Here is an 8,588-nt window from a genome sequence, read left to right on the forward strand (position 1 = left end):
AGTGAGCCAGGCGGGACACGGCCGCCCCTCATCCCGCAGGCCCCGCCCGCACCGAGGAGCGGACCGGGCCTGCGGCAGTAGCGGACGGCGCTCAGGCGGAGGCCGGCGGATACAGGGCGCGCGGCAGCTGCGAGGCCGCTGCCGCGTCGAGCAGCCACAGCGTGCGGCTGCGTCCGTACGCACCCGCCGCCGGGGCCTGGATCTCCCCGGCACCCGACAGGGCGATGGCCGCTGCCTCCGCCTTGTCCTCGCCCGCCGCCAGCAGCCACACCTCACGTGCCGCCCGGATGGCGGGCAGCGTGAGCGAGACGCGGACGGGCGGCGGCTTGGGCGCCCCGTGCACACCGACGACGGTGCGCTCGGTCTCCCGTACCGCGGGCAGCTCCGGGAAGAGCGAGGCGACATGCGTGTCCGGGCCGACGCCCAGCATCAGCACGTCGAACACCGGCACCGGACCGTGGTCCTCCGGACCGGCCGCGGCGGCCAGCTCGGCGGCGTACGCGGCCGCCGCGGCATCGACGTCCCGGCCGTGCGGACCGTCGGACGCGGGCATCGCGTGCACCCGGGACGGGTCCAGCGGCACCGAGTCCAGCAGGGCCTCGCGGGCCTGCGTGACATTACGCTCCGGATCACCCTCCGGCAGGTACCGCTCGTCGCCCCACCACAGGTCGAGCCGTGACCAGTCGACCGCGTCCCGGGCGGGCGCCCCGGCGAGCGCGGCCAGCAGGCCGTTGCCGTTGCGCCCGCCGGTGAGCACCACCGAGGCGTGACCGCGTGCGGCCTGGGCGTCCACGACCTTCGTGATCAGCCGGGCCGCCGCGGCCTGCGCCATCAGCTCCTTGTCGCGGTGCACGACGAGCTGCGGAACGACCGTCACTTGGACGCCGCCTTCTTCGCCGCCGTCTTCTTGGCGGCGGGAGCGGCGGGAGCGGCGGACGGTTCGGCCGGCTTCGCAGCCGCGGCGCCCTTGGGAGCCGCCGTTTCACCGAGCCGTTCCACACCGAACTTCACCGAGGACTCATAGGTGTTGTCCGGGTCGAGCCGGCGCAGCTCCTCGGCCAGCAGCTCCGCCGTCTCGCGGCGCTTGAGCGCCACCGCGCGGTCCGGCTGTCCCACCATGGAGAGCGTGGCCAGCGAACCGTCGGCCCGGTCCAGCACGATCGTGCCGTTCTTCGTCTCCATCCGGACCGCCGTCAGACCGGGGCCGCCGGAGTGCGTACGCTCCACCGGGACCTGGAGCCGGTCCGCCAGCCACATGGCCAGCAGTTCGCAGCTCGGGTTCTCGGACTCGCCCTCGACCGAGGCCGAGACGACCTGCACGGACTGCTGGTCGAGCGCGGCCGCCAGCATCGAACGCCAGGGCGTGATCCGGGTCCAGGCCAGATCGGTGTCGCCGGGGGTGTACGTCTTCGCGCGCACCGCCAGCTCGTCGATCGGGTGCTCCGCCGAGTAGGTGTCCGTGATCCGGCGCTGGGCGAGCGCGCCCAGGGGGTCCTTCGCCGCGTCGGAGGGCGCGTCCTCGGGCCACCAGACCACGACCGGGGCGTCCGGCAGCAGCAGCGGCAGGACCACCGACTGCGCGTGGTTGGCGAGCTCGCCGTGGAGCCGCAGCACCACGGTCTCGCCGGTGCCCGCGTCGGAACCGACCCGGACCTCGGCGTCCAGCCGGGCGTCGCGCCGGCTGCGCGGCGAACGGCTGACCCGCTTGATCACCGCGATGATCCGCGAGGGGTGCTCGCGCGAGGCGTCGCCCGCCGCCCTGAGGGCGTCGTAGGCGTTCTCCTCGTCGGTGACGATGACCAGCGTGAGGACCATGCCGATCGCCGGGGTGCCGATGGCACGGCGGGCCGACACGAGCGCCTGGTTGATCTTGCTGGAAGTGGTTTCCGTGAGATCGATCTTCATGGCCGGCGCCAGCTCCGTCCGTCTCGTGCGAGCATCTCGTCAGCCTCGGCCGGACCCCAGGTGCCCGACGAGTACTGCGCGGGCTTGCCGTGCTTGTCCCAGTACTCCTCGATCGGGTCGAGGATGTCCCAGGAGAGTTCGACCTCCTGGTGCCGGGGGAAGAGGTTGGCGTCGCCGAGCAGCACATCGAGGATGAGCCGCTCGTAGGCCTCCGGGCTGGACTCCGTGAAGGACTCGCCGTAGGCGAAGTCCATCGTGACGTCCCGGACCTCCATCGAGGTGCCGGGCACCTTGGAGCCGAACCGCACGGTCACGCCCTCGTCCGGCTGGACCCGGATGACCAGGGCGTTGCTGCCCAGTTCCTCGGTCGCCCCGGACTCGAAGGGCAGATAGGGAGCGCGCTTGAAGACGATCGCGATCTCGGTGACCCGGCGGCCGAGCCGCTTGCCGGTGCGCAGATAGAACGGCACACCCGCCCAGCGGCGGTTGTTGATCGTCAGCTTGATCGCGGCGAAGGTGTCGGTCTTTGACTTGGGGTCGATACCGTCCTCCTCCAGATAGCCGAGGACCTCCTCGCCGCCCTGCCACGCGTGCGCGTACTGGCCGCGCACGGTGTGCTTGCCGAGGTCTTCCGGCAGCTCGACGGCCGTGAGCACCTTGAGCTTCTCGGCGACCAGTGCCTTCGGGTGGAAGGAGCCGGGCTCCTCCATCGCGGTCAGCGCCAGCAGCTGGAGCAGGTGGTTCTGGATGACGTCACGGGCGGCGCCGATGCCGTCGTAGTAGCCGGCCCGGCCGCCGATGCCGATGTCCTCGGCCATCGTGATCTGGACGTGGTCCACGTACGACCGGTTCCAGATCGGCTCGAACATCGTGTTGGCGAACCGCAGCGCCAGGATGTTCTGGACCGTCTCCTTGCCCAGGTAGTGGTCGATCCGGAAGACCTCGTTGGGCGGGAACACATCGTGCACGAGCTGGTTGAGCTCCTGCGCGCTCTTGAGGTCGTGGCCGAAGGGCTTCTCGATGACGGCGCGCCGCCAGGAGCCCTCCTTCTGGTCGGCCAGCCCGTGCTTCTTGAGCTGCTGGACGACCTGCGGGAAGAACTTCGGCGGCACGGAGAGGTAGAAGGCGAAGTTGCCGCCCGTCCCCTGTGCCTTGTCGAGCTCCTGGATGGTCGCCTTCAGGGTCTCGAAGGCGTCGTCGTCGTCGAAGTCGCCCTGGACGAAGCGCATCCCCTGGATGAGCTGCTGCCAGACCTCTTCACGGAACGGGGTACGGGCGTGCTGCTTGACGGCGTCGTGGACCTCCTGGGCGAAGTCCTCGTCCTGCCACTCGCGGCGCGCGAAACCGATGAGCGAGAAGCCCGGCGGCAGCAGGCCGCGATTGGCCAGGTCGTAGACGGCGGGCATCAGCTTTTTACGGGACAAATCGCCCGTGACGCCAAAGATGACCAGGCCCGACGGCCCCGCGATACGCGGGAGCCGTCGGTCCTGGGCGTCACGGAGCGGGTTGGCTCCGGGAACACCAGACAAAGTGGTCAGCCCTCCGAAGGGGCGAGGCGCTTGAGCTCTGCCTCGGTCGAGTTGAGCAGGTCGGTCCAGGCGGTCGCGAACTTCTCGACGCCCTCGTCCTCCAGAACCTGGACGACGTCGTCGTAGCCGATCCCGAGCTTCTTGATCGCTTCGAGGTCGGCACGACCCTGGTCGTAGGAACCGGCGATGGTGTTGCCGGTGATCTCGCCGTGGTCGGCCACCGCGTCCAGAGTCGCCTCCGGCATGGTGTTGACCGTGTTCGGCGCGACGAGGTCGTCGACGTACAGGGTGTCCTTGAGGGACGGGTCCTTCACGCCGGTCGAGGCCCACAGCGGACGCTGCTTGTTGGCGTGCGCCTTGTCCAGGGCGGCCCAGCGCTCACCGGCGAAGGCCTCCTCGTACGCCTCGTAGGCCAGGCGCGCGTTGGCGAGCGCGGATTTGCCCTTCGCGGCCTTGGCCTCGTCGCTGCCGATCGCGTCCAGCCGCTTGTCGATCTCGGTGTCCACACGGGACACGAAGAAGGAGGCCACCGAGTGGATCTTCGAGAGGTCCAGGCCCGCGGCCTTGGCCTTCTCCAGGCCCGCCAGGTAGGCGTCCATGACCGCGCGGTAGCGCTCCAGCGAGAAGATCAGCGTGACGTTGACGCTGATGCCCCGGCCGATGGTCTCGGTGATCGCCGGCAGGCCGGCCTTCGTCGCCGGGATCTTGATGAGCGTGTTGGGCCGGTCCACCAGCCAGGCGAGCTGCTTGGCCTCGGCGACCGTGGCCAGGGTGTTGTGCGCCAGGCGCGGGTCGACCTCGATGGAGACCCGGCCGTCCTGGCCGTCCGTCGCGTCGAAGACCGGGCGCAGGATGTCGGCCGCGTCACGGACGTCGGCCGTCGTGATCATGCGGATGGCTTCCTCGACGGTCACCTTGCGGGCCGCGAGGTCGGTGAGCTGCTGCTCGTAACCGTCGCCCGAGGAGATCGCCTTCTGGAAGATCGACGGGTTGGTCGTGACACCCACGACGTGGCTCTGGTCGATCAGCTCGGCGAGGTTGCCCGAGGTGATCCGCTTGCGCGAAAGGTCGTCCAGCCAGATCGCCACGCCCTCGTCGGAGAGGCGCTTGAGTGCGTCTGTCATGAGAATTGCATCTCCTACTAGTCGTATAACGGCGTCAGCGCGCGGCGGCCGCGAGAGATTCCCGCGCGGCGGCGGCAACGTGCTCGGCGGTGAAGCCGAACTCACGGAAGAGGACCTTGGCGTCGGCCGAGGCACCGAAGTGCTCCAGCGAGACGATCCGGCCGGCGTCCCCGACATAGCGGTACCAGGTCAGGCCGATGCCCGCCTCGACGGCGACCCGTGCCTTCACGGACGGCGGCAGGACGCTGTCCTTGTACGCCTGGTCCTGCTCCTCGAACCACTCGACACACGGCATCGAGACCACACGGGTCGGGATGCCGGCGGACTGCAGCTCCTCGCGCGCCTCCACGGCGAGCTGCACCTCGGAACCGGTGCCGATGAGGACGACCTGGGCGTCGCCGCCCTCCGCGTCGAAGAGGACGTAGCCGCCCTTGGCCGCGTTCTCGTTCGCCTCGTACGTCGGCACGCCCTGGCGGGTCAGCGCCAGACCGTGCGGGGCGCCCTTGCCGAACACCTTGGTGTAGCGGCGCAGGATCTCGCGCCAGGCGATCGAGGTCTCGTTCGCGTCGGCCGGGCGGACGATGTTCAGGCCCGGGATGGCGCGCAGCGCGGCCAGGTGCTCCACCGGCTGGTGGGTCGGGCCGTCCTCGCCGAGACCGACCGAGTCGTGCGTCCACACGTACGTCACCGGCAGGTGCATCAGCGCGGACAGCCGCACGGCGTTGCGCATGTAGTCGGAGAACACCAGGAAGGTGCCGCCGTAGATGCGGGTGTTGCCGTGCAGCGCGATGCCGTTCATGGCCGCGGCCATGGCGTGCTCGCGGATGCCGAAGTGGATCGTGCGGCCGTACGGGTCCGCGCCCGGCAGCGGGTTGCCGGCCGGGAGGAACGACGACGTCTTGTCGATCGTGGTGTTGTTCGAGCCCGCGAGGTCGGCGGAGCCGCCCCACAGCTCGGGCACGATCTCGCCGAGCGCCTGGAGCACCTTGCCGGAGGCGGCGCGGGTGGCGACGCCCTTGCCGGGCTCGAAGACGGGGAGCTTGTCCTCCCAGCCCTTGGGCAGCTCGCCCGCGCGGATGCGGTCGAACTCAGCGGCGCGCTCCGGGTTGGCGGTGCGCCAGGCGGCGAAGGACTTCTCCCACTCGGCCTTTTCCTCGCGGCCGCGGTCCAGCGCCTCACGGGTGTGCGCGATGACCTCGTCGGCGACCTGGAAGGACTTCTCCGGGTCGAAGCCCAGCACCTTCTTGGTCGCGGCGACCTCGTCGTCGCCGAGAGCGGAGCCGTGGGCGGCCTCGGTGTTCTGGGCGTGCGGGGCGGGCCAGGCGATGATCGACCGGGCCGCGATGAACGACGGGCGCCCGGTCTCTGCCTTGGCGGCCAGCAGCGCCTTGTACAGACCCGCCGGGTCCAGGTCGCCGTCGGGCAGCTGGTCGACGCGCTGGACGTGCCAGCCGTACGCCTCGTAGCGCTTCAGGGTGTCCTCGGAGACCGCGGTCTCCGTGTCGCCCTCGATGGAGATGTGGTTGTCGTCCCACAGCAGGACCAGGTTGCCCAGCTTCTGGTGCCCGGCCAGCGAGGACGCCTCCGCGGAGATGCCCTCCTGGAGGCAGCCGTCACCGGCGACGGCCCACACCATGTGGTCGAAGGGGGAGGTGCCGGGGGCCGCCTCCGGGTCGAACAGGCCGCGCTCGTAGCGGGCGGCCATGGCCATGCCCACGGCGTTGGCGACACCCTGGCCCAGCGGGCCGGTGGTCGTCTCGACACCGGTGGTGTGGCCGTACTCCGGGTGGCCCGGGGTCTTCGAGCCCCAGGTACGGAACGCCTTCAGGTCATCGAGCTCCAGGCCGTAGCCGGCCAGGTAGAGCTGGATGTACAGCGTCAGGCTGGTGTGGCCCGCCGAGAGCACGAACCGGTCGCGGCCGGTCCACTCCGCATCGGCGGGGTCGTGCCGCATCACCTTCTGGAAGAGGGTGTACGCGGCGGGAGCCAGGCTCATGGCCGTACCCGGGTGGCCGTTTCCGACCTTCTGTACGGCGTCCGCGGCGAGAACGCGGACAGTGTCCACGGCCCGCTGGTCCAATTCGGTCCACTGGAGGTCTGTGGTGGTCGGCTTGGTGCTCACCCTGAGTCAGGGCTCCTCTCCACTGTTGTAAACCGGTGACTGTGACCGCACCGGGCGTTGTCGAGCCTACCCCCGTCGCACCCCACGATTTCCGGCTGATCCCAGGGTGCGGGCGGCCCGCCGAATCCGCCTCCCGTATGAGCGCCGGGGGTCACCGATGCGCTACTCCGATGAGCGCACGAGCCCACTCCTGAGGCACGCCGAAGAGCGTGCCGGAACACTCTTGGGCGAGCCGTCCGGCACCCGCGGTTCCGGTGCGTCACCCGGATGAGCGGGGGCTCCCGTACAGCTGTCGCAACGGCCTTCCGCGCCACATCAACACGAGCGCACCCCCGCGAAGGGCGGCGTGTCCCCAACGTCTACAGTGGTCTGGTTCGCGCAAGTCTTTACCGGGCCTTCACGCCTGGAGCTTGCTGGGATTTCTCTGTCAGGGGTGTGCGTGACGGCCGTCGAGTCCCGACCCGCAGGGGTCGCCTTGACTCCGGGCCCGGAGGGCCATCGCCCGTTCGGGGCCCGTGTCAAGGCATTCGTGGCACTGACCAAGCCTCGGATCATCGAGCTGTTGCTGATCACCACTGTTCCGGTGATGTTCCTCGCTGCTCAGGGTGTACCCGACCTGTGGCTCGTGCTCACTACCACCGTCGGCGGCTACCTGTCCGCCGGTGGTGCCAATGCACTGAACATGTACATCGACCGCGACATCGACGCGTTGATGGACCGCACGTCGCAGCGACCGCTGGTCACCGGCATGGTGAGCCCGCGCGAGTGCCTGGCCTTCGGTATCGCCCTTGCGGTGATCTCGACGGTCTGGTTCGGGCTGCTGGTGAACTGGCTGTCGGCCGCGCTGTCGCTCGGGGCCCTGCTCTTCTACGTCGTCGTGTACACGATGCTGCTGAAGCGCCGTACCTCGCAGAACATCGTCTGGGGCGGTATCGCGGGCTGCATGCCGGTCCTCATCGGCTGGTCGGCCGTGACGAACTCGATGTCCTGGGCCGCGGTGATCCTCTTCGCCGTCATCTTCTTCTGGACGCCGCCGCACTACTGGCCGCTCTCCATGAAGGTGAAGGACGACTACGCCCGGGTCGGCGTCCCGATGCTTCCGGTGGTTGCGTCCAACCGGGTGGTGGCGCGCCAGATCGTTCTCTACAGCTGGGTGATGGTCGTCGTCTCCCTGCTGCTGACGCCGCTGGGCTACACCGGCTGGTTCTACACGGTTGTGGCCCTGCTCACCGGCGGCTTCTGGCTCTGGGAGGCGCACGGCCTGCAGAACCGGGCCAAGGCCGGGATGGCCGGCGCCAAGCTCAAGGAGATGCGGCTGTTCCACTGGTCGATCACCTATGTGTCGCTGCTGTTCGTCGCCGTCGCGGTGGACCCCTTCCTGAGGTAGTCCGCCCCTGCGACCCCTGCCGACGGGCGGGGCGCGTGGCCCACGCCACGTGCCCCGCCCGTCGCCAGTTGATCTACCCGTCGGTAGCATCCCCTGTATGGCAGAGACGGCTGAGACCCAGCAGGTGGACAGCAAGCAGGCGGCCCGCGCGGAGCGCAGGGCGGCGCGGCTGGCCAAGCAGATCGGTGCCTTCGCGAAGGCGCACGGCGGTGCCGAGGGGCAGCTCGCCTACATCGGCCAGATGGGCACCCGCATCGTCCTCGTCGGCGAGGACGGCGGCTGGGGCGATCTGGTCGCCCCGTCGTACGCGGTCGCCGAGAGCGCCGCGCGGAAGTCCGGGATCACGATGCACGAGTCCTTCGACGGCGAGTTCGCCGCCAAGGTGCACACCGGTCCGTACGAGTGGACGCGGATGGCCGGCATCCAGATCGGCGGCCCGGCCAACAAGGCGAGCTGTTGCGCGGGATGCTCGGGCGCTGACACGGGATGCCGTGGGGCTCCGGGGCAGGGGGCGCCACGCC

The 8,588-nt window shown here is 69.9% G+C and carries 6 protein-coding genes and 1 pseudogene; 2 read left to right on the forward strand and 5 right to left on the reverse strand.

Annotated features, from left to right (window positions below; all coding sequences use genetic code 11):
• Positions 1 to 91: 91 nt before the first annotated feature.
• The 5 genes from pgl to tkt are packed head-to-tail and all read right to left on the reverse strand — an operon-like array spanning position 92 to position 6,680.
• Positions 92 to 877, reverse strand: coding sequence for a 6-phosphogluconolactonase (pgl, locus tag ACFVW8_RS37085; protein ID WP_389698084.1), 786 nt, complete (start codon positions 875 to 877; stop codon positions 92 to 94).
• Positions 874 to 1,905: a glucose-6-phosphate dehydrogenase assembly protein OpcA gene (gene opcA / locus ACFVW8_RS37090; protein ID WP_389698086.1), complete on the reverse strand. Its 1,032-nt coding sequence runs from the start codon at positions 1,903 to 1,905 to the stop codon at positions 874 to 876. Before opcA ends, pgl begins: the two co-directional genes overlap by 4 nt.
• Positions 1,902 to 3,434 carry a glucose-6-phosphate dehydrogenase gene (gene zwf, locus ACFVW8_RS37095; protein ID WP_389698088.1) on the reverse strand — a complete coding sequence of 511 codons (1,533 nt, stop codon included), beginning with the start codon at positions 3,432 to 3,434 and terminating at the stop codon, positions 1,902 to 1,904. The genes opcA and zwf overlap by 4 nt, the downstream gene beginning before the upstream one ends.
• Positions 3,435 to 3,439: 5 nt before the next feature.
• On the reverse strand, positions 3,440 to 4,558 hold the full coding sequence (tal, locus tag ACFVW8_RS37100; RefSeq protein WP_389698090.1) for a transaldolase: 1,119 nt from the start codon (positions 4,556 to 4,558) through the stop codon (positions 3,440 to 3,442).
• Between the two features lie 34 nt (positions 4,559 to 4,592).
• The gene (gene tkt / locus ACFVW8_RS37105) at positions 4,593 to 6,680 is read right to left on the reverse strand and encodes a transketolase (protein WP_389698092.1); all 2,088 of its coding nucleotides are present in this window, start codon (positions 6,678 to 6,680) and stop codon (positions 4,593 to 4,595) included.
• 433 nt (positions 6,681 to 7,113) lie between these two features.
• Between tkt and ACFVW8_RS37110 the strand changes: the two genes are divergently transcribed.
• Entirely contained in the window at positions 7,114 to 8,067 is a 954-nt protein-coding gene (locus tag ACFVW8_RS37110) for a heme o synthase (RefSeq protein ID WP_389698094.1), read from the forward strand.
• Positions 8,068 to 8,164: 97 nt separating this feature from the next.
• Positions 8,165 to 8,512, forward strand: a pseudogene (locus ACFVW8_RS37115) (hypothetical protein); the annotation flags it as partial.
• Between the last annotated feature and the right edge of the window lie 76 nt (positions 8,513 to 8,588).

Origin of the sequence: Streptomyces sp. NPDC058221 (genome assembly GCF_042882365.1) — a bacterium.
In the GTDB taxonomy this organism is placed as follows: Bacteria; Actinomycetota; Actinomycetes; order Streptomycetales; family Streptomycetaceae; genus Streptomyces.